Genomic DNA, 19,712 nt, shown 5'->3' with positions numbered 1-19,712 from the left:
CCATGACCACCGACACCTATCTCGCCAGCGGCAACGAAGTCCAGTTGTTCGAGCAGGCATTCCATCGCCGTATTCCGGTAATGCTTACCGGGCCCACCGGGTGCGGCAAGACGAGGTTCGTCGAGCACATGGGTGTGCTGCTGCGGCGACCGGTCGTCACCATCAGCTGCCACGACGACCTGACCAGTTCCGACCTCGTCGGCCGATTCATGGTGACCGGCGGCGACGTCGTGTGGACCGACGGGCCATTGACCAGAGCGGTCAAGGCGGGCGCGATCTGCTATCTGGATGAGGTCGTCGAGGCGCGCCATGACTCGCTGGCCATCCTGCATTCGCTGACCGATCACCGCCGATCCCTGTACCTGGACCGGGCCGGGGAGGTGGTAACAGCACCCGAAGAATTCATGCTCGTGTGTTCGTACAATCCCGCCTACCGCAGCTCGCTCAAGGAGCTCAAACCCTCGTTCCGGCAACGGTTTGTCACCCTCGGCATGCAGTATTTGCCGCCTGAGCGCGAGGCCGAGGTGATCGTCGCCGAAACCGGTGTCGCATGGCCCACCGCTCGGCGGCTGGTGGGCTGCGCGGTCGCGATCCGCTCCGCAGACGATGCGTTCCACTTCGAGCCGCCCTCCACCAGGGTGCTGGTCAATGCCGCACAGCTAATCGCCGCCGGCGCAACTGAATTGGAGGCGGCGGATGCGTGCATTCTCGCGCCGCTGAGCACCGATGGAGCCATCACCGACGGATTAGGTGAAGTCGCAGCAGCCAGCCTGGCCGCCCCAGACGCCTCAAGCGCACCGAGCTAGGAAGGGATTGTCCGGCATGGACCAACAAGAGCGGAAACGCAAGCGAGCGCTGATCATTCTTCAGGTCGTCATCTACGGCTACTTGCTGACGATGTTCCTCATTCAGCTCTACATGTCGTTCGCCCGGGGCTGGTGGCAATTGTGAACTCACCATTGACCACCGCCAACGCGTCGACCAGTCTCGAGGACCACCACGACGAGTCGCGGCGGGCTCAGCGCCGGGCCGACAAATGGATGATCATCGGCGCTGCCTTGATGGGCATGTGGGTGCCAGGCCTTATCGGCTTTCCCATCTTCATGCGCGGCGTATGGCTGCAGCGCCAGGCCCTGCGCGCCGGCCTGTCGGTTCGGCCCATGATCGTCACGCTGATCGGCTATTTGGTGTTGATCGACGGATGTCTGAACAGTCTGGGGTGGGCCCTTGACCTGATCGCCAACCACACCCTGATCAACCGGGTGCTGATGGTCGGCTGGGGCAACATGTTCGATGCGGGCTACTTCTGGCACTACAACGAGCTGTGGGTCGGTGGGTCGGCCGGGCCGGGGGAGAAGGCCTGGGTCGCCGGGCTGATCCTCACCGTGTTCTCGATGCGGGTCGCGGCCGCGATCGGGTTCTTGCAGATGAAGCGCTGGGGCCACCAGTGGATGATCATCACCTGCTGGATGGGCGTGGTGATCTGGTGCGGCTACGTGTTCAACATGACGATGTTCGCCGACGTGCGCTACGCCGGCGTGGTGTTCCCGGTCATCGGCTGGTGGCTCTACGACATCTTCTACATCACCCCCTTCCTGGCGATCCCGTATCTACACACGGTCAACCGCGAAATCTTCTCCGACTGAACAGATTCGAGGAGCACGACTGTGAACGCACCGACCGAGGAAAAAGACCCGGCCAATGACCTGCCGCCGGGGACCACACCCTATTACGCGCGGATGCACACCTGGATCAAACGGGCCGTGCTGGTCTGCCTGGTCGCACTGGTCATCGAGGGTGCGTTCACGCTGCCCTTCATGGCCGTGTATTACGGCTACCCGACGCTGAGCCTCACCGAGATCTGCAGCGAACTGCTGAAGGTCCGGTACTCCGACGACACGCTGGAGTGCAAGTTCCCCTACCCGCCCTTCGGGCCGCCCGAAGGCGCCGAAGGCAAGGACACCGCACAGGACCAGTGGGGCATCCAGCCAATTCCGAAGTACCACCGGCTCGGGTTCCGCGAACTCGTCCGCATCCACCAGGATCGGTTGGCGCGACAGGCCGCCGAGCAGCACAACTCGCCGAGCCCATGACCAAGCGACTCAGAGTCGTTCAATGGGCCACCGGCAACGTCGGCAGCCATGCCGTCGCGGCCGTCCATGACCACCCCGATCTTGAACTAGTCGGGGCGCTGGTCTACACCGACGCCAAGGCCGGCCGCGACGTCGGCGAGATCTGCGGCCTCGGCGAGATAGGCGTCACCGCCACCAAAGACCCCGAGCAGATCTTTGCGCTCGACGCCGACTGCGTGCTCTACATGGCGCAGGGCGAGTGGAATCCGTCGACCGCCCTCGACGACGTGTGCCGGCTGCTGGCCTCCGGCAAGAACGTCGTGTCGACGGCGGTAACCGCATGGATCTACCCGGAAAGCAGCAGCGACGAAGTGGTCGAACGGCTCGAAGCAGCCTGCGATAAGGGACAGACCTCATTCCACGGCACCGGCATCGAACCGGGATGGGCCGCCGAAGTCCTGCCGCTGACCATGTCGGGCCTGTTCCGCCGGGTCGACTCGCTGCGGGTGCAGGAGCTGATGGACTACACCACCTACAACGTTCCGTTCGTGTTGTTCGACGTGATGGGGTTCGGCAAGGATCCCAACGAGCGGGTCCCGATGGACGAGTCGGCGATCGGGGGCTTGTCGTTCAAGGCTCCGCTGATGCTGTTGGCCGACGGGCTCGGCGCGACCATCGACGATTACCTCTGGGAGCGAGAGGTCGCCGTCACTGACACACCGATCGACATCACCGCCGGCCGTATCGAAGCCGGCACCGTCTCTGCGCAGCGCTTCGCCTACAGCGCGATCATCGAGGGTCGTGCGGCGCTGACCGTCGAGCACATCACCCGCCTGGGCGCCGACCAGGCGCGCCATTGGCCGAATGGGCGGGGCTGGAAAGTCACCGTTGAGGGGCTTCCGTCGATGGTGTTGGAGTCGCGCATCGCGATCCACGACGAGGACGACACCGACCAGGGCTGCCTGGGCACGGCCATGCATGCGGTGCACGCGATCGCACCAGTCTGCGCGGCGGACCCTGGGATACGCACGTTCCTCGATCTACCCACGATCGTGGGCCGCGGCGTGCTGTCACGAGGGTCGGGACGTTGACTGCTCCCCAAGTGTCCTATGCAGACCTGCCGATGTCGTTCGACCGCGGGACGGGATGGGCCAAGCTGCGCGACAGCGGGCCCGTTCTCTACGGCGACGGCTGGTACATCCTCACTCGTCGGGAGGATGTGCTTGCGGCTCTGCGCGATCCGGCCCTGTTCTCGTCGAAGCGATCCTTCGACGCGATGATCAGCCCGGTGCCGTTGGTTCCGCTGGCCTTCGACCCGCCGGAACACACCCGGTTCCGCCGGATTCTGCATCCGTTCTTCAGCCCCCAGACGCTCGGTGCGCTGCTGCCCGCGCTACAGGCGCAGGCGGCCGACATCATTGCGCAGATCGCTGATCGACGGGAGTGCGAGGTGATGGCTGATCTGGCCACGCCATACCCGTCGCAAGTCTTCCTCACCTTGTTCGGACTGCCGCTCGAGGATCGTGAACAGCTCATCGAATGGAAAGACGCCATCATCGGGCTCGGACTGGAAACCGATCCGGAGAGTGTCGATTTGGCGCCGGCGGTCAATTTGTACACCTACCTCACCGACGCGGTCGAGGTTCAACGCCAACACCCCGGCAGCGGCATTCTCTCGCAGATCCTGCGGGGCGACGAGCCGCTCACCGACGCCGAGGCGATCGGACTCTCGTTCGTGTTCATTCTTGCCGGCCTGGACACCGTGACCTCGGCGATCGGCGCTGCGATGCTGGAATTGGCGCGGCGCCCCGGCTTACGCGAGAAGCTGTGTGAAAAGCCGGATCAGGTACCGATGTTCGTCGAGGAGATGATCCGACTCGAGCCGCCCGCGCCGGTGGTGGGACGAGTGACTACCCAGCCGGTGACCGTCGCCGGCGTCAGGTTGCCGGCGGGCGCAGAGGTGCGGCTGTGCCTGGGCGCGATCAACCGCGAGGGCAGCGATGCGCTATCCGGCGACGACGTGGTGCTGGACGGCAAGGTGCACAAGCATTGGGGATTCGGTGGCGGCCCGCACCGCTGCCTCGGATCACATCTGGCACGGATGGAACTCAACCTCGTAGTCACCGAATGGCTCAGGCGCATCCCCGAATTCGAGCTTGCATCGGGATACCGACCTGAGATCAGATGGCCGTCCGCCACCTGCACGTTGCCGAGGTTACCGCTGCGCATCCTCTCGCGGGAAAATCCGACAGGTTAACGGTCGGCTCAGGCGTCGGGGAAGTTCACGTCGCGGGTGATGTGCTCCCACTCGTCAATCGACGCCGAGAACGCGGCGAGCTTCTCCCGCAACGCCTTCAGCACGTCGCGTCCCAGCAGTAACCGCAGCGGTGGGTCGTCGAGCGCGGTCACCATCAGCACCGCGTCGGCCACTTTGCGCGGGTCACCGGGCAAATGGTTGGCGAATTCCTTGATGAGCGTCTTACGAGCGCCGACGTTCTCGTCGTAGTCGCCGATCGGGGTCGACGACTCCTTCATCGACCGCGTCGCCCAGTCAGTCCGGAACGCGCCGGGTTCGATCGCAGTCACCTTGATGCCCAACGGTTTGACCTCGGCGGCCAGCGCTTCGGTCAACGCCTCGAGCGCAAACTTCGTCGACGAATAGTAGGCATTGGGTGGGTTGGCCACCAGACCCGTCATCGAGGAGATGTTCACGATATGGCCCGAGCCGCGGGCACGCATGGCCGGCAGGACCGACTTGATCGTGTCGACCACGCCAAAGTAGTTGGTGTCAAAGAGCCGCCGGACTTCGCTGTCCTCGCCCTCTTCCACCGCCGACAGGTAACCGTGTCCGGCGTTGTTGACTAAAACGTCGACGCCCCCGAAACTGTCGTCTGCCGCCGTGACCGCGGCGGCAATTTGGCGCTTGTCGGTGACATCGAGTGCAACGGCCACCGCGCGGTCGCCGTACTCGTCGACTAGGTCGCCCACCGTTTCGGCGCGCCGTGCCGTCACCACGACCTGGTGGCCGTTACGCAGGGCGGCCCTGGCGATTTCACGACCGATGCCGGTAGAGCATCCGGTAACCAACCAGCGGGCCATCTCAGTTGGTTCCCTCGGGCAGGCGACGAAGATAGGCAATTCGGCGGGCGGCCAGCTGAGCCGCCCGTTCTTCGGGACTCACCGAGCGTAAGTGCGGCACTTCGCTTTCCAGTGCGTCGAGCTTGACCACCCGCCCGCGCGCGCCGAGGTCTTTCTTCGGCCCGTCGGCACCAAACTCGGCCATCCGCAGCGTCAGTATCCCTTCGGTCAGGCCGTCGGAGTCGATCCAGTTCGCCAGTCCCGGATCGGTCGCAGAGATCACATAGGTGTACGTACCGTCGTCGTTGGCCACGGACTGGGCCTTGTTCAGGCTGCCAGTGCGGTCGACGATGTCCAACGTGGTGCCCCAGATATTGCTGAGCGGCACCGTGAAGTACTCGGCGCCGCCGTCGCTGACGTCGACAATGAATGCCTCATCCGGGCCGAGCTCGAACCGGCCCATCACATACACCTGATTGCGCATGGCACCGACTTTGTCTGCGGTCCATGCGAGATTGAAGTCGTTAGGCGGCATCTTGTAGATGCCGTGGCTGAGCTTCCCGCTGAAGTCCGCGAAATAAGCCATCATCGCCGCGGTGGCGTCGGCCTGCTCGTCGAAAGTACGCGGCGGCACTGATGGGGCAGCGCCGATCCGCTCCACCGCAAGATGATTGGGATCGTCACGATCCCAATTCAGCAGCACATCACGGATATAGAACTCGTGCGCTGCCGCGGTGGACTGCACGTGGTTGGGCCGGCCGTTGGCCGGCTCCGAGTCGACGGTGATCATAAAGGACCCGTCGGAATCCACCTGCATCGTCCGGCCATTCAGCACGTCGACGGTTCCCATGTTCGCGTCCCACAAGGTGAAGTAGTTCTCGACCATCCGGTGCTCGCCGACGCGGCCGCGGATCTCGTAGCGTTCATCGCCTGATATCGGGATCACCCGGTAAACACTGTCGGGATTGTCGATACCCCAACGGGTTCCGGGGATGGCGCGACCGGCGAGCGGATGCGCCAGCCGGGTGATGCAGGTGACTTTGGGGCGCAACGTGTCCTGGTTGGACGACCATATGGCAGCTGAGAACATCACCTCGGCGAAGGCGGCCTCAAAGCGTGCCCGCATCGCGTCCGACGGCTTGGCACGGCCAAGCCAGTTCTCGGCGACGCTGCGGTAGGCGGCCTTGACGGTCGGGTGTTCGGTCAACTCCAACGCGGCCAACTCGTGTTCGTGTTGGGTCGTCGTGGCAACCGGGTGGTCAGTCACTCATTCCTCCTTGTACTGCGGCACGTGGCCGGAACCGCGCGTTGTAGGCGGCGAAGCGCTCGTCGATCTGGGTCTCGCGAAGACCGTAGGTTTCGAGGGTATAGGTGGGCCGGTTCGGCTCGCGGGGTCGGACGGCGAGCCATCGGCGCATCGCGTTTTCGGCATCGACGGTCAGGTCTACGCCGACGGCCTCATAGACCCGGGCGACTTGGCGGACCGGGTCGGCCAGCAGGTTGTCGAACTCGATGTCGGTGACACGGTCGGCCTCGTCTGCCCAACCAGCCCGGGTGGCCATGGCCCGGTCATTGGTCCCACCCATTCGCTGTAGCCACTCGGCACCGACGCGATGCAGATCCACGGTGTCTGCGTGCATTGCGTGCAGCGTGGCGTTCAGACTCGCGCCGGAAGCTATGGTGTCGCGCGGTTCGCGATGCATGTGCACGATGTGCACGTCGGGAAACTGTGCGCGCAGCGTTGCCAGATAGCCGAGGTGCGCGGGCGATTTGAGCACCCAGCGCCGGGCAGCCGTGCCGCGTTGGCGTTTCTGCCACTGCAAGAACTGGAGCATGCGGTGCAAATAGCCGTAGGCGGGGCTGAAGTCCTGGGTGTCGATCCAGGATCGGTACACCGGCAGATGCGCCCCAGATTCCGGCACGTGCGACAGGAAGGCGTCGGATAAGAAAACGATTTCCTCTTCGGGCTCGCGCGCGTACATCGGGTGGATCGCGAACAGGTCCGGAGCCAGCTCACGTGTCTTCGCCTCGCGGGCTTCGCTGATCGCAATGCGCGGGTCTTCGCCCCGGAAGTGATAGCCCAGCTTCGGTGCGACTTCCACGACCTCCCATCCGTAGGCACACTCAAATCGCGGATCGGCGGCCAGTAGTCGCTGTACCAGTGTGGTACCGCTGCGCATCATGCCGGTGATCACGATCGGCGCGACGATCTCCTCGTCGGTGATCTCCGGATACCGTCGGATCCATTCCTGTGCACGTAGCCGCATCCGCAGACTGTGCACGAGTCCCGACCGAAGAATGTATGCTCCGACCTCGTTCAGCGGCGCGGCCGTGTAGCTGTCCAGCAGCACACCCATCGGTTCCTCGAACGGTGCCGGGCCCCAGTCGGACAGGTTTTCTTTCTGCTCGGCGGCCGACATCACCTGCGCTGCATCAAAGCCAGAGTTGGCCATCGGTCAGAACTTCAGGTGCCGGCTGGTGTCGCCGACCTGGTCGACGAACATGATGCGGGTGTCGAACCACCACGCCCCGTCGATCCGGTGAAACGTGTCGCGATAGCGGCCGGTGACGATCACCTGTAGTGGCAAGTCGGGGGTTGCCTGCGTGACGGTGTAGTAGGAGCGGCTCTCCGCGGTCCCGGCAGTCTCATCGACGATGATCTGCACGTTGCTGGTGTTGTGTTTGGTCTTGGGGGTGCCGTCGTCGTAGAGCCGGGTCGCCATCTCGTACATCTTCCGGACCCCGGCCGTACCGCTGAAAATGGTCTCCGGCGGCCCGTTCTCGATACCGCAGATCCTTCCGTGGGCGAACAATCCCGCCACTCCGTCCAGATCACCCGCGTCAAGCCGTTCCGCGTAGGTATAAATCAGGTTCTCGATCAGGCGGGCGCTGTCGGTCATGTCCCGACGTAACTAACCAGCGACAGAACGCTCTGTCAATCCCGCGTCAACGGCTCGGAGCGACGCGGCTACTCTCGACAGGTGGCTGCACAGTGGTCGCCAACGCGACTTGGAGATCTCACCGGCAAGCGGGTCATCGTGACGGGGGCAACCAGCGGCGTTGGCCTGGGTACCGCCCGAGCCCTCGCCAACGCGGGCGCGCACGTGATCATGGCGGTGCGCAACACCGAGTTGGGCGCACAACGTGCCGCGGAGATCGGCGGGTCTACGACCGTGCTCAAGCTCGATCTGGCCGACCTGTCTTCGGTACGGGCGTTCCCCACCCTGCTCGACGGCGACGTCGACGTGCTCATCAACAACGCCGGAGCGCTGACCGACCACCGCGCCGAAACCGTCGACGGGTTCGAAATGACCATCGGCACAAACTTTCTGGGCCCCTTCGCGTTGACCAATGTGCTGTTCGATCGGCTGCGGTCACAGATCATCAACGTGGGTTCGGATGCCCATCGGGGGGCCCAACTGCGGCTGGAAGACATGCATTTACGACACCACAAGTGGACGGTGATGGGCGCCTATGCCCGATCCAAACTCGCGGTCATGCTGTGGGGACTGGAACTGGATCGCAAACTGCGCGCGGCCGATTCCCCGATCGTCACCCAACTGACCCATCCCGGCTGGGTGTCGTCAAACCTGTCGCAGGTCTCCGACAAACCGCTGCTGGCACTGGCGGATCGTGCCGTCAAGGTCGTCGCCGGCGTGTTCGGCAACGATATCGACGCCGGCGCGGCGCCCACGCTGTATTGCATCAGCGAACCCATCCCACCCGGCAGCTACGTCGGTGTCGACGGCAGATTCGGATTGCGTGGTGGCCCGGTGCTGATCGGTCGCTCGGCCGTGGCGTGTGATTACGAGGCGGCCGCCCGGGTCTTCGAATTCGCCGAGCAGGAGACCGGCACCAAGCTGCCGGTCTGACCAAGCTAGCCAAGCTTTGCGCGCACCCACTGGATGGTGCCGAGGTTCTTGGTCCGCACACTGACGAAGCCGCGGTCTTCCAGAAGGTCGCCGAGTTCGTCCTCATCGAAGCCGTGGGCGCCCGCACTGGGCAGCATCCGCAAGAATCGCCCGGCCCGCCCGGCGGTCGGGACCATCACCGCGAGTCGTCCGCCGGGCCGCAGCACGCGGCCCATCTCCGCCAATGCCGCCGCCGGGTCCGGTATCAACTGCAGGACGGCCATCGAAACCACCGCGTCCACCGTGTCGTCGCGCAATGGCAGTCGTTGTGCGTCGGCTCGCAGAAACCCGACTTGTGGGCCGGATTCGGCGCGCACCGCCCGTGTCAGCATCGGCTCGGATACGTCGATCCCCAGCGCCAGTCCACCGGGGCCGGCGGCTCGGGCCAGCGAGGCGGTGACATTGCCCGGGCCGCTGCCGACGTCCAGAGCAGTCCCGCCGGGCGGAATGTTCAACCACTCGACGGGATGCTGCCAGGCTGTGAGCAGTCGACGTGCCACCGCCTGAGCGTTGTCGTAGAGCATCGACCCGATCCGTGACGCCCACACCGCCTGGATCACGCCGGTGTTCTTCGGGGCGGCAGCCGCCTCCGGCTGAGCGCCGAGCAGATCGAGATAGCCGTTGTGAACGTCGGGTTCGACCGGCGGATCGATCAGCAACTGCAGCGCCCGGCGCAATGCCGGCGACAAGGTGGTAGTGGAATCGGCCATCGGCAATCCTTAAAGAGGAGAAACTCGTTCGCAGCCTACGCGCGGCGCCGGCCTCTGCCAGACTCACAGCATGACTGCGGTGTCTCGGCTGCTCGACGAGTACCGGGCCTCCGGACGCGTCTTCGCCGCGAGTGGAATCTCGTCGTTCGTGCTCGACGACGGTCCCGGGGATGCGCCGCCAGTGGTGTGCGTGCACGGGGTGCCGGCGTCGGCGTTTCTGTATCGCAAGGTGGTACCGGCGCTGGCGCGGCACGGGATGCGCGGCATCGCCGTCGACCTGCCCGGGCTCGGCTTGGCCGACCGGCCGGACGATTTCGACTACAGCTGGAGCGGTCTTGGCCGGTGGCTGCTGTCGGCGATCAATGCGCTCGAGTTGGACCGCTTCCATGTGGTGCTCCATGACATCGGCGGACCGGTCGGCTTTGAGGTGGCGCACGCGGCGCCGGACCGGGTGCTGTCGATGACCTTGCTCAACACCATCATCGCCGTGGAGACCTTCCACCGACCGTGGCCGATGGAGCCGTTTGCACACCGCGGTCTCGGCGAAGCCTGGCTGCAATCGATGCGCATTCCGGGCGCCTTCGAGTCGATCATGCGGCTGGTCGGGGTCGGTCGACAGGTGCCGATCAGCGAAATCACCTGCTGGAAGCCGTTGTTGTTCGGCGACGACGGCGGTCGGGCGTTTCTGAAGATCATGCGGGGCTTCGAGCTCACGCCGGAAAGCCAGCGCCGCTATCTGAGCGCCGTGCGCAATGTCGGGTATCCAGTCCAGATCATCTGGGGCGCGCAGGACCGCATGCTCAGCTGGCACCGATACGGCGTACAAGCCCAGTTGGCAACCGGCACCCAGAGCGTGACTTTGTTGCCCGCCAAGCACTTTCTGCAGGAAGACTACCCGGACGAGATCGCGGTCGGGGTGCATCGGTTCATCGAAGCAGGGGACCGATGAACGTGGCGGCTAAGGCCATCGATCGGCTGGCCAACCCCACGCGCATTACGGATCTCGACAGGTTGCGGAGCGCCGTATCGGGTAAGACCGTCCTGGTGACCGGGGCGTCCTACGGCGTGGGCGAGGCCACCGCCCGCCGACTGGCCGCCGCCCAAGCGACCGTGCTGGTGGTTGCCCGCTCGGCGGAACGGCTGACCGACCTCGTCGCGTCGATCACCGCCGGCGGCGGACGAGCATGCGCCTATCCGGCCGATCTGACGGACGAGGCGGCCATCAGCAGGCTCGCGGGACAGATCGCCGACGAACATGGCGCACTAGACATCGTGGTGAGCAATGCCGGCAAATCGCTGCGCCGCTCGCTGCATCACCAGTACGACCGACCGCATGATTTCCAGCGCACCATCGCCATCAACTATCTCGGCCCGATACGGCTTCTGCTGGCCGTACTTCCGGCGATGCGCGAAGCCGGCGGCGGACACATCGTCAACGTGTCCAGCGTCGGCGTCCGCGTACCTCCCGGGCCGCAGTGGGGCGCCTACCAGGCGTCCAAAGGAGCATTCGACCTGTGGTTGCGCAGCGTCGCACCGGAATTGCACGCCGACGGTGTGGAGGTCACGTCGGTCTACTTCGCGTTGGTCCGTACCAGGATGATCGAGCCGACACCGGTTTTGCGCAGGCTTCCGGGGCTGCATCCGGACCAGGCCGCCGACGTGATCGCGAAGGCCGTGATCCAACGGCCCCGCACCATCGCGCCGGCCTGGACGTGGCCCGCCGAGGTGGCATCGGTGGCGTTGGCCGGGCCGATCGATCGGGCCGCGCGGCTGTGGTCTCGCTATGTGGTCGACTCGGGGCAAGGCCGGCTATGACGGCCCTAGGCGTGGTCGCGGGCGCCGGTCGCGCGCTGCTCCGCTCTCGGCTGCTGATCCCGCCCGGACCGCTCGCAACGGCGCGGCTGCTCAACGAGGCGCGGCGAGGTGGCACGAATCCCTTCACGCTGCTGGCGGTCACGGCAGCTCGATGGCCGAACCGGACCGTGGTGATCGACGACGACGGCGCGGTCAGCTACCGCGAAATGCGGTCCAGCGCCGAGGCATTGGCGGGTGAGCTCTACCGCCGCGGCGTGCAGCCGGGTCAGGCGGTCGGAGTTGTGTGTCGCAATGGCCGCCGATTCGTCGAGGCGGTGTTCGCGGTCGCGCTGGTCGGCGCTGACGTGGTGCTCGTCAACACCGAGTTCCGCAGTACGGCACTGGCCGCCGCGTTGAGTGCGCACGACATCCAAACTGTGGTCTGTGACGCCGAATTCACCGAACAGGTGCGCACCGCCGGTGAGTCGATCACGGCAGTCGACCCGACGACGGTTCAAGCTCACGGGTCTGGATCACGGCCCTCAGTGGCGCGGGCCGGCCGGATCGTATTGCTCACATCCGGCACGACAGGCAAACCCAAAGGTGTGCCCCGGGCCCCGCGGATCAACCCGGGGGTGCTGGGCGTGGGCGTGACGATCCTCGATCGCACCGGGCTGCGCACCGGCTCGCGAATGGCGGTGGCCGTGCCCATGTTTCACGGGCTGGGTTTCGGCATGGTGATACTGACCGTGGCCCTCGGCGGCACGATCCTCACCCATCGGCGCTTCGATGCCGAGGCAATGCTGGCGCAGGCGTCGTTGTATCGCGCGGACGCGTTCACCGTCGTGCCGATCATGCTGGCACGCATTCTGGAGCTGCCGGGAGCCGTGCGGGCACGAAACCCGCTGCCGTCGCTGCGGGTAGTGGTGTCCAGCGGAGCACGGCTCGACCCGGGGCTGGTACGCAGATTCAGCAAGGAGTATGGCGACGTGCTCTACAACGGTTACGGGTCCACCGAGGTCGGCATCGGTGCGCTGGCAACACCCGCCGATCTACGGGACAACCCCGAGACGGTGGGCAAGCCGTCCATCGGCTGCCCGGTCCGCATCTTCGGCGACGACGACAAGCCCGTCGGCCCGCAGGTCATCGGACGGGTCTACGTCGGCGGCGAGTTGACGTTCGAGGGCTATACCGGCGGGGCCACCAAAGCCGTGCTGGACGGCATGACCAGCACCGGCGACATGGGTTACTTCGACGAGTCGGAGCGACTGTTCATCGTCGGCCGCCAAGACGACATGATCGTGTCCGGAGGAGAGAACGTCTATCCCCGCGCGGTCGAAAACGCGCTTGCCGAACACCCCGGCATCGCCGACGTCACGGTCGTCGGCGTGCCGGACGAACAGTTCGGTCAGCGGCTGGCCGCATACGTGGTGCCGCGGGAGGACAGGGGCATCGACGAGCCGGGGGTGCGGGAGTATCTGAAAGACAAGGTCTCTCGCTTCGAGCAGCCCAGGGACATCCGCATCCTCGGCGTCATTCCGCGCAATCCGGCCGGCAAGGTGCTGCGAAACGAACTGCCGAGCTGACTGCCGCAGGTCTAGTCGACGACGCGCAGCGGCGGCGGGGGCGCCTCGTCGTCTTCAACCGCCAGTTCGTCATCGGTGGTTTTGATCAGCCAATTGGGGGCCACCACCGAGACAGCGGTGGCCGCCGCGGTGGCACCGACAACACCCGTCCAGGCCACCGGCCCCAATGGTGTGCAGCCGAAGAAGTGGCTGACGCCTGGGGTTTGGACCACCGCGACCAGCACGGCCGCGCTACCCAGTGCCGTCGCCACCACCAGCGGGCTGTGCCGACGTGCCAGCAACGTCTGCGCCAACTGTGTGCTCACTAGCGCAGTCAAACCCATTGTCGCCGTCCGCCTTTGAGTGCCGGGCGTCCAGCGTCCGATCGCCCACGCGGCGGTGGCACCGGCGGCGGTCACACCGCCACGGGTCAGGATCTGCCGCATCAGCGGCACGTCGAGCGATGGTGTCGGCTCGGTGAGTATCGCGCGCTGGTAGGCGCGCCGCGCCGCGTCCAGGTCCTGGTCGCGTTGATCGTCGGTTTCCTCGGGCTGCGGGTATTGCGGGGTGACGGCCACCGCAAGGGCGGGGAACATATCGGTCAGCAGATTCACCAGTAACAGCTGACGGGTCCCGACCGGTGCCCGCCCGGTGCCCAACGCGGTCCCGATGATCGTGAAGACCACTTCCCCCACGTTGCCGCCAACCAGGATGGTGAGCGCATCTCGCACCGCGCCCCACATACCGCGGCCCTCGACCAACGCGTCGAGCAGCACGCCCAGGTCGTCTTCGGTCAAGACGATGTCGGCGGCGCCGCGAGCGGCCGAGGATCCGCGTCCGCTGACTCCGATGCCGACGTCGGCGACCCTGATCGCCGCGGCGTCGTTGGCGCCGTCGCCGACCATCGCGGTCACCTGCCCGCCGCGCTGTAGTGCGGTGACCACTTGCACCTTCTGTTCGGGGCTGACGCGAGCGAAAACCTGGACGTCCGCGGCGAATTCAGCGCGGGCATCCTCGTCGAGGGCGGCCAGTTCGGCGCCGGTAACCACCCGCACATCTTCCGGCAGACCAAGCTGGCGGGCAATCGCCCGTGCGGTGACCGGATGATCGCCGGTGATCAGCACGACGTTGCGCCCGACCTCCTGCAGGGCTTCGATCAATGGTTGGGCCGACGGCCGCGCGGTATCGGCCAGGCCGACGTAGCCGATCAACTCCAAGTCCCATGCGGCAGCATCGACGTCGTCGGCGTCGGTATCGGCGTCGTCGGTCGCGTCGGCGTCCCAGTGCCGTCGCGCTACCGCCAGCACCCGCAATCCTTGCTCGGCAAGGTTGTGCACCAGCGACTCGGCATGGCGGCGATCGTCGTCAGGTTCGTCTAACCGGCAACGCGGCAGGATCTGCTCGGGTGCTCCCTTGAGCACGAGTGTCGGCGCATCCCCGTTCATGGTGCCGATCGCGGCAGCGTAGCCGCGGCTGGATTCGAACGGCACCTCCGCGATCGTGATCCACTCGGAATTCGCTTGCTCTGGAAGCGAGTTCGCCGCTGATAGGACCGCTTCGTCGGTGGCGTGGGCGTGCCCTTGCCCGTTCTGGGGCGTCGGGCAGGCCCGTGCGGCAGCCCGGATCACACCGGCGGCCAGCGGGTCGGCCGCGCCCGGGAATGGGCCCTGCGGGTCGGTGGCGGCCGGTACGGCGCGGACCACGTGCAGACGGTTCTCGGTGAGCGTGCCGGTCTTGTCGAAGCAGACCGTCTCGACGCGGCCCAGCGCTTCGATGGTGCGTGGAGCTCGAACCAGCACTCCGCGGGCCGACAGCCGCCGCGCCGCCGCGAGCTGGGCGAGCGTGGCCACCAACGGCAGACCTTCCGGGACGGCGGCCACGGCGATCGCGATGCCGTCGGCGACGGATTGGCGCAACGATGCGCGGCGCAACAACGCCAACCCGGTCACCGCGGCTCCACCGGCCAGCGTCAGCGGCAACACTTTGTTGGTCAGCTCCCGCAGCCGCGCCTGCACCCCGGCCGCGGACTCGACGTCGGCGACTGCTGCGAGCGCGCGATGCGCGGCCGTGGCGACACCGGTGGCCACGACGATTGCGCGGGCATGTCCGGCCACAATCGTGCTGCCCTCGAACAGCATGCTTGCCCGGTCCTGATCGGCCGCGGCGACGGGTTCCACCTGCTTGTCGACCGGCAGCGATTCACCGGTGAGCAACGACTCGTCGACCTCGAGGTCCTCGGCCACCAGCAGACGCGCATCCGCCGGCACGACGTCCGGAGCGGTCAGGTCGATGATGTCGCCGGGTCGTAGCGCGCTTGCGGGCACGGTGACGGTTCGGTCGGCGTGGCGGGCCGCCTCCAACCGGCGCCGCGACGTCGCCACCACGGGGACGACAACGCGACGCGCGAACTGGTCCTGCTCGGCGAACAGCTCGGCGGCCGCGTCCTCGGCGCGCAACCGTTGCACACCGCCGACGAGCGCGTTGACCGTCATCACCCCCGCGACCAGGAGGGCGTCGACGTTGCTGCCCACAATCGCGGACGCCGCGGCTCCCACCGCCAAGATCGGTGTCAGCGGATCGGACAGCTCGCTGCGCGTCGCGGCCAGCAACCGTCCGACCCCGCGGGCCGGCTGGCGCAGCGGCGCGAGAAGCGGGTTATAGGACAGGTCGTCGAGAACGCGCCGCCACGGCGGCGCGCCCGGTTCGGCGGTCAACGGCCGCGACCGGCTGGCCAGCCGCGAATAAACGATCTCGGGGTCCAGTGCGTGCCAGGCGGTCAGCGGCTGCGGGGTGGGATCGGGTAGTCGCAGCACGTTGCCGGCCGACAGGGCTCCGGAAATCAGCGCGGTGGTGGCGGCGGCGTTGACCGGATTGAGCCACCGCCGTACCGCAAGCGGACTGCCACCGCGCGGGTCGCCGGTGACCACCAGCAGCCCGGCCAGTGTGCTGCCGCCCTTGGCGAGCCGCACGGCTGATTCGCTGGCCCGCCGCGCCGCGGGAACGGCCGACAGGATCCGGACCACCGCGGCTAGATCGGTACCGGTGATGATGTCGGCGGTCCACGGCGTGGCAGCGGCGGGATCGTCGAGAGCCACCCCGACATCGGCGATGGCCAGCGCCGCCAACGTGTCGGTCGACGCGAAGTCCCGGTGCAGCGCGGTGACCAGCAATACCGGTCCGCGATCGGCGCGCAGCTCACGTACCAGTGGCAGCAGCGGAGTCCCGCAGGGGTAGGCGGTACCGACGCTGGCGGCCAGGTCCTCGGTGCCGGCTACATGTCGCAGCACTAACCGGGTGCCCGTCCGCTGCGCGGTTTGTAGCAGCGGAATCGCGTAGGGATCGACCTCCCATGCCACGTCGACGCTGCCCACCTGCTCGCCGTCGACCACAAGATCGGCACGTTCGAGGCCCTCCGCCGGTGCCGCCGACGGCCCCCTGGCCGGAAGCCATCGCAGCCGCGCCCCGGTGGCCGGCAATTCGTCGGGGTCGGGATCGGGAGCCCGCTCGCCGTGCAGCAGCGCGTCGGCCACCTCATAGACCCGGTCGTCATCCCAGCCGGCGGCATGGCCCTCCGCCCGTAATACGGCGCGGGCGTCACCGCGCAGCGCCGCGCCGTCGATGAGGATCACCTTGACCCGGTCCAGCCGCCGCAGGGCACCTGGGTCGGGAACCAACTGGCCGGCATTGGCCAGCCCGCGGCCCAGGATCGCGGCAAAAGTCTGCCGGCCGAAATGCGCCGCTTTGGGCAAGGCGGCCAGGATCGCGTCGGCGACCTCTTCGGCGCGTCCGCCGGCCAACAAGGCGCCGGAGGCGGCGACCAGTGAGGCGTTCGCCGCCTGATCGGCGTATTCCTCGACCGGCCCGCCCATGGCCCCCTTCGCGGTGTCGATCGCGGCGTCGATGGCGGCATCGACGACGACGTGCGAGGCCTCGCCGGCGGCCGCGGCCGCCCAGTTGTGCCGCGGGACGTGTGAGCCGGACCCGGCCGACGAGATGACCGGAACCACCGGAGCCTGGGGCCGATCGGGTGAGGCGAGCTCGGGCTCGCGCTCGCGCCACGTGCGGCGATGCGCCGCCGCCTCGGAGATCTGCAACCCGCGTTGCGCCAAATCGAGCAGCGGGGTGCCCACCGACTGGCTCAGCCCGTGCGCGACTGCGGTCGAGGCGCTGAGCGCGATATCGGTGCCCACCCGTCCCAGCCGCGACTCCAGCAGGGAAACCAACCGGGGTTGGTGGTTGATGACGGCCGCGGCGGCCTGGGCCGTTCGCGGCGCGGCGGGCAGGCGGCCCAACCACCCGGCCACCGCCGCCCCGAGTGCCACCACATCCATCGCCGCGGCGGTCAACGGGAGCAGCAATGCCAGCGGGTCACCTGGATCGGCGAACGGCGCGGTGCGCGGTGACCGCGGACCGGCCGCGGAGCCGTCCACGGACGTTGCGAGGGCCTCGCGCACCGCTTCCCAGATGCGGTCACTGTCTGCGTATGTCTTGTGCTCGACGACCAATCGCCCCAGGGCGCCCTCGACATGGGCAGCAGCGACACCCGGGATCGTGCGCACCGCGTTCTCCACCGCCGCGGCGTGTTCATGCCAGCGCGTGAACGGCAGTAAGGGATCCAGGTCAAGGTGTAGCCGCCGCCCGGTGTGCCAGGCCACCGAGGGCTGGGCATCGTTGTGCTGTGCGCTGTTGCCCGAGTCGGCCGTTCCGAGCACCCGACTCGTCGACTGACTCACCGATCGCATGACGGGGCTGGTCAGCATCGAAACCGCGCCCGCCGTCATCGCCGCACCCTGCATTCCAACCCGCAGCATCCGGCCTGCTCCGTCGGTCATGCCACCAACCACAGTGGCCACACCCGGAACCCTCATCCCGCTACCCCTAGATCACGTCTGCCGCGCCCGTGAGAACCCACGACGCTTACCCCGCACTCTCCATAAATAGTCCTCGAGCAGCACATGTGCCGTTACAGCACGACACCGGCGTCAGTTCTTGACCCCTACGGTGATCAGATCCGAGAGGATCTTTGTCCAACTCGGCCGCCGTACCCGGTGCTGCTCACTGACGGTGAACCCGGCGTTCTCGAACAGCCCGCGCATCTCCGGCGGCGACGGGTTGTGGGAGGGATTCCACCGGTTTGCCGACAGGCTGTGCAGCAGCAGCGGCTGTCGCGGGCTCAGCGTTGCGACCGCCGCCAGCCCGCCGGGCGCCAGCACCCGGTGAAACTCGCGCAATGCCGCCGGCTGGTCGAAGAAGTGAAACGCCGAGGTGGTCACGACCGCCTCGAGCGCACCATCGTCAAACGGAAGATGCTCGGCCGGGCCTTTCAGCCAGTGCACCCGGTTCGACCGCGTCCGCGCCTGGGCGAGCATCCCGTCGGACATGTCGACGCCGTAGACCTCGTCGAGTCGCAATTCACGCTCGATCCGATCAGCCAGAACGCCGGTACCGCAGGCGATGTCAGCCACCCGACGAGAACCGTGGGCAACCAGCTGCTCGATCACCTCGTCTTGCGCCGGCCGGTAGACCCACTGCTGCAGCACTGGCAGGTTGTAGGCGGGTGCTGCGAAACTCCAGAACCGGGTGACGGTCTCGTTGAAACCGCGTCGTCGAGCCGTGGCCATGATTCACCCTACCCAGCTGCCGAACTCGCCACCTCGCTGATCCAGGCCAGCAGCCGTTGCCACAACAGCCGGCGGGTCGTTGCCATGTTGTGGCAGTGCGCGCTGCCAGGAACGATGAACGTGGTGATATCGGGGCTGCGACTGTAGAACTGCGCCTCGACCCGCGGATCCGGTGAGACGTCGACCTCGCCGTAGCCGAGGAAAACCGGCACCGCTACCGACGCGGCTTCCTCGGCGGTCACACCCGGGATCGCCGCAGCCGAAAAGCAGCGCGGTGCAACCGATAACGTCGTCGACGTATCTGCGGTCAGCACGGCTGCCGGGACGTCGGCGAGGTGGAACCAGCTCTGCAGCCAATCGCGTGAGGTTTCCATGTACCGCTCGGGAATCATTCCGGCGAATTGCTCGATGAGCATCGCGCGCCCTTGGGCGGTGCCGGCCGCCGCGATGAATTCCGGGTCGAGGTTCAGCGGCGCGACGTGCTGGTTGGTGCAGCCGAGGATGGCCAGCGCCGCGTAACTGGCGGCGGCGGCCTGCTGCAAGATCGCGAGATAGCCGCCCAACGAATGGGCCACTGCAACGGGAGGCGCTGTGCTGCCGGTGATTTCGGGTAGACCGGAGATCGCGTAGTTTAACGCCGCCGCGATATCGGCCAGGGCGATCTCACGGGCCGGCCGGGTACTGTCGCCGGTGCCGAGCGGGTCGATCGCTATCACCGAGCAGCCGTGCTGGACGGCGTAGTCGGCGAAGTTGTAGCCGGGATGGCCTGGCACGTCCAAGTGCCAATAGCCCCGGTTGTATGTTCCGCCGGGCAGGCATACCAGCACCGTTGGGTTTGGTGTGGCGGTGGAGTAATAGGTTGCGGCCAACGAGGCCGGTTCGCCGACGGCTGCGCTGACGTCGAGCCGCAGTTGAAATTTCCTGTCCACTGTCAGCTAACGGTATCGATGTCGACCGATCT

The 19,712-nt window shown here is 66.7% G+C and carries 18 protein-coding genes; 10 read left to right on the top strand and 8 right to left on the bottom strand.

Annotation, left to right across the window (positions count from 1 at the left end; all coding sequences use genetic code 11):
• The first annotated feature begins 2 nt into the window (after positions 1 to 2).
• From AC5Y42_RS11375 to AC5Y42_RS11350, 6 genes are all read left to right on the top strand, one after another.
• Positions 3 to 806, top strand: a complete 804-nt coding sequence (locus tag AC5Y42_RS11375; protein WP_499898193.1) for a CbbQ/NirQ/NorQ/GpvN family protein — start codon at positions 3 to 5, stop codon at positions 804 to 806.
• Positions 807 to 822: 16 nt separating this feature from the next.
• The gene (locus tag AC5Y42_RS11370) at positions 823 to 951 is read left to right on the top strand and encodes a hypothetical protein (RefSeq protein ID WP_269455137.1); all 129 of its coding nucleotides are present in this window, start codon (positions 823 to 825) and stop codon (positions 949 to 951) included.
• Positions 952 to 1,040: 89 nt separating this feature from the next.
• Complete coding sequence (locus tag AC5Y42_RS11365; protein ID WP_499898640.1) at positions 1,041 to 1,646, top strand: hypothetical protein; 606 nt, start codon at positions 1,041 to 1,043, stop codon at positions 1,644 to 1,646.
• 21 nt (positions 1,647 to 1,667) lie between these two features.
• The gene (locus tag AC5Y42_RS11360) at positions 1,668 to 2,093 is read left to right on the top strand and encodes a hypothetical protein (protein ID WP_499898191.1); all 426 of its coding nucleotides are present in this window, start codon (positions 1,668 to 1,670) and stop codon (positions 2,091 to 2,093) included.
• Positions 2,090 to 3,163, top strand: coding sequence for an NAD(P)H-dependent amine dehydrogenase family protein (locus AC5Y42_RS11355; RefSeq protein ID WP_499898190.1), 1,074 nt, complete (start codon positions 2,090 to 2,092; stop codon positions 3,161 to 3,163). The genes AC5Y42_RS11360 and AC5Y42_RS11355 overlap by 4 nt, the downstream gene beginning before the upstream one ends.
• 32 nt (positions 3,164 to 3,195) lie before the next feature.
• Positions 3,196 to 4,329: a cytochrome P450 gene (locus AC5Y42_RS11350; RefSeq protein WP_499898639.1), complete on the top strand. Its 1,134-nt coding sequence runs from the start codon at positions 3,196 to 3,198 to the stop codon at positions 4,327 to 4,329.
• A gap of 8 nt (positions 4,330 to 4,337) precedes the next feature.
• Here AC5Y42_RS11350 and AC5Y42_RS11345 read toward each other — a convergent pair whose 3' ends face one another.
• The 4 genes from AC5Y42_RS11345 to AC5Y42_RS11330 are packed head-to-tail and all read right to left on the bottom strand — an operon-like array spanning position 4,338 to position 8,050.
• Positions 4,338 to 5,171, bottom strand: coding sequence for an oxidoreductase (locus AC5Y42_RS11345; protein WP_499898188.1), 834 nt, complete (start codon positions 5,169 to 5,171; stop codon positions 4,338 to 4,340).
• 1 nt (position 5,172) lies between these two features.
• A complete protein-coding gene (locus AC5Y42_RS11340) occupies positions 5,173 to 6,417 on the bottom strand; it encodes a hypothetical protein (RefSeq protein WP_499898186.1) in 1,245 nt (414 codons plus the stop codon).
• On the bottom strand, positions 6,410 to 7,603 hold the full coding sequence (locus AC5Y42_RS11335; protein WP_499898184.1) for a sulfotransferase family protein: 1,194 nt from the start codon (positions 7,601 to 7,603) through the stop codon (positions 6,410 to 6,412). The genes AC5Y42_RS11340 and AC5Y42_RS11335 overlap by 8 nt, the downstream gene beginning before the upstream one ends.
• 3 nt (positions 7,604 to 7,606) lie before the next feature.
• Positions 7,607 to 8,050: a nuclear transport factor 2 family protein gene (locus AC5Y42_RS11330; RefSeq protein ID WP_499898183.1), complete on the bottom strand. Its 444-nt coding sequence runs from the start codon at positions 8,048 to 8,050 to the stop codon at positions 7,607 to 7,609.
• Positions 8,051 to 8,131: 81 nt separating this feature from the next.
• On the opposite strand from AC5Y42_RS11330, the gene AC5Y42_RS11325 reads away from it, so the two are divergent.
• The gene (locus AC5Y42_RS11325; protein ID WP_499898181.1) at positions 8,132 to 9,022 is read left to right on the top strand and encodes an SDR family NAD(P)-dependent oxidoreductase; all 891 of its coding nucleotides are present in this window, start codon (positions 8,132 to 8,134) and stop codon (positions 9,020 to 9,022) included.
• Positions 9,023 to 9,027: 5 nt separating this feature from the next.
• Here the strand turns inward: AC5Y42_RS11325 and AC5Y42_RS11320 are convergent, their stop codons facing one another.
• A complete protein-coding gene (locus tag AC5Y42_RS11320) occupies positions 9,028 to 9,771 on the bottom strand; it encodes a methyltransferase domain-containing protein (protein ID WP_499898179.1) in 744 nt (247 codons plus the stop codon).
• Between the two features lie 70 nt (positions 9,772 to 9,841).
• On the opposite strand from AC5Y42_RS11320, the gene AC5Y42_RS11315 reads away from it, so the two are divergent.
• From AC5Y42_RS11315 to AC5Y42_RS11305, 3 genes are read left to right on the top strand one after another with little or no spacing between them, the layout of a single operon-like run.
• Positions 9,842 to 10,720 (top strand): alpha/beta fold hydrolase, encoded by an 879-nt coding sequence (locus AC5Y42_RS11315; protein ID WP_499898177.1) that lies wholly within the window; start codon positions 9,842 to 9,844, stop codon positions 10,718 to 10,720.
• Complete coding sequence (locus AC5Y42_RS11310; protein ID WP_499898176.1) at positions 10,717 to 11,586, top strand: SDR family NAD(P)-dependent oxidoreductase; 870 nt, start codon at positions 10,717 to 10,719, stop codon at positions 11,584 to 11,586. Before AC5Y42_RS11315 ends, AC5Y42_RS11310 begins: the two co-directional genes overlap by 4 nt.
• Positions 11,583 to 13,151, top strand: a complete 1,569-nt coding sequence (locus AC5Y42_RS11305; protein ID WP_499898174.1) for an AMP-binding protein — start codon at positions 11,583 to 11,585, stop codon at positions 13,149 to 13,151. Before AC5Y42_RS11310 ends, AC5Y42_RS11305 begins: the two co-directional genes overlap by 4 nt.
• An 11-nt stretch (positions 13,152 to 13,162) precedes the next feature.
• Here AC5Y42_RS11305 and AC5Y42_RS11300 read toward each other — a convergent pair whose 3' ends face one another.
• The 3 genes from AC5Y42_RS11300 to AC5Y42_RS11290 form a co-directional block, all read right to left on the bottom strand.
• Positions 13,163 to 17,926 (bottom strand): HAD-IC family P-type ATPase, encoded by a 4,764-nt coding sequence (locus AC5Y42_RS11300; protein ID WP_499898638.1) that lies wholly within the window; start codon positions 17,924 to 17,926, stop codon positions 13,163 to 13,165.
• A gap of 186 nt (positions 17,927 to 18,112) precedes the next feature.
• Positions 18,113 to 18,751: a class I SAM-dependent methyltransferase gene (locus AC5Y42_RS11295; protein WP_499898172.1), complete on the bottom strand. Its 639-nt coding sequence runs from the start codon at positions 18,749 to 18,751 to the stop codon at positions 18,113 to 18,115.
• 8 nt (positions 18,752 to 18,759) lie between these two features.
• Entirely contained in the window at positions 18,760 to 19,680 is a 921-nt protein-coding gene (locus tag AC5Y42_RS11290) for an alpha/beta hydrolase (RefSeq protein ID WP_499898170.1), read from the bottom strand.
• Positions 19,681 to 19,712 lie beyond the last annotated feature (32 nt).

It is taken from the genome of Mycobacterium sp. NGS48 (assembly GCF_059812585.1).
The sequence above is the reverse complement of the archived record's forward strand: the minus strand, read 5'-3'. Positions and strand labels throughout refer to the sequence as shown.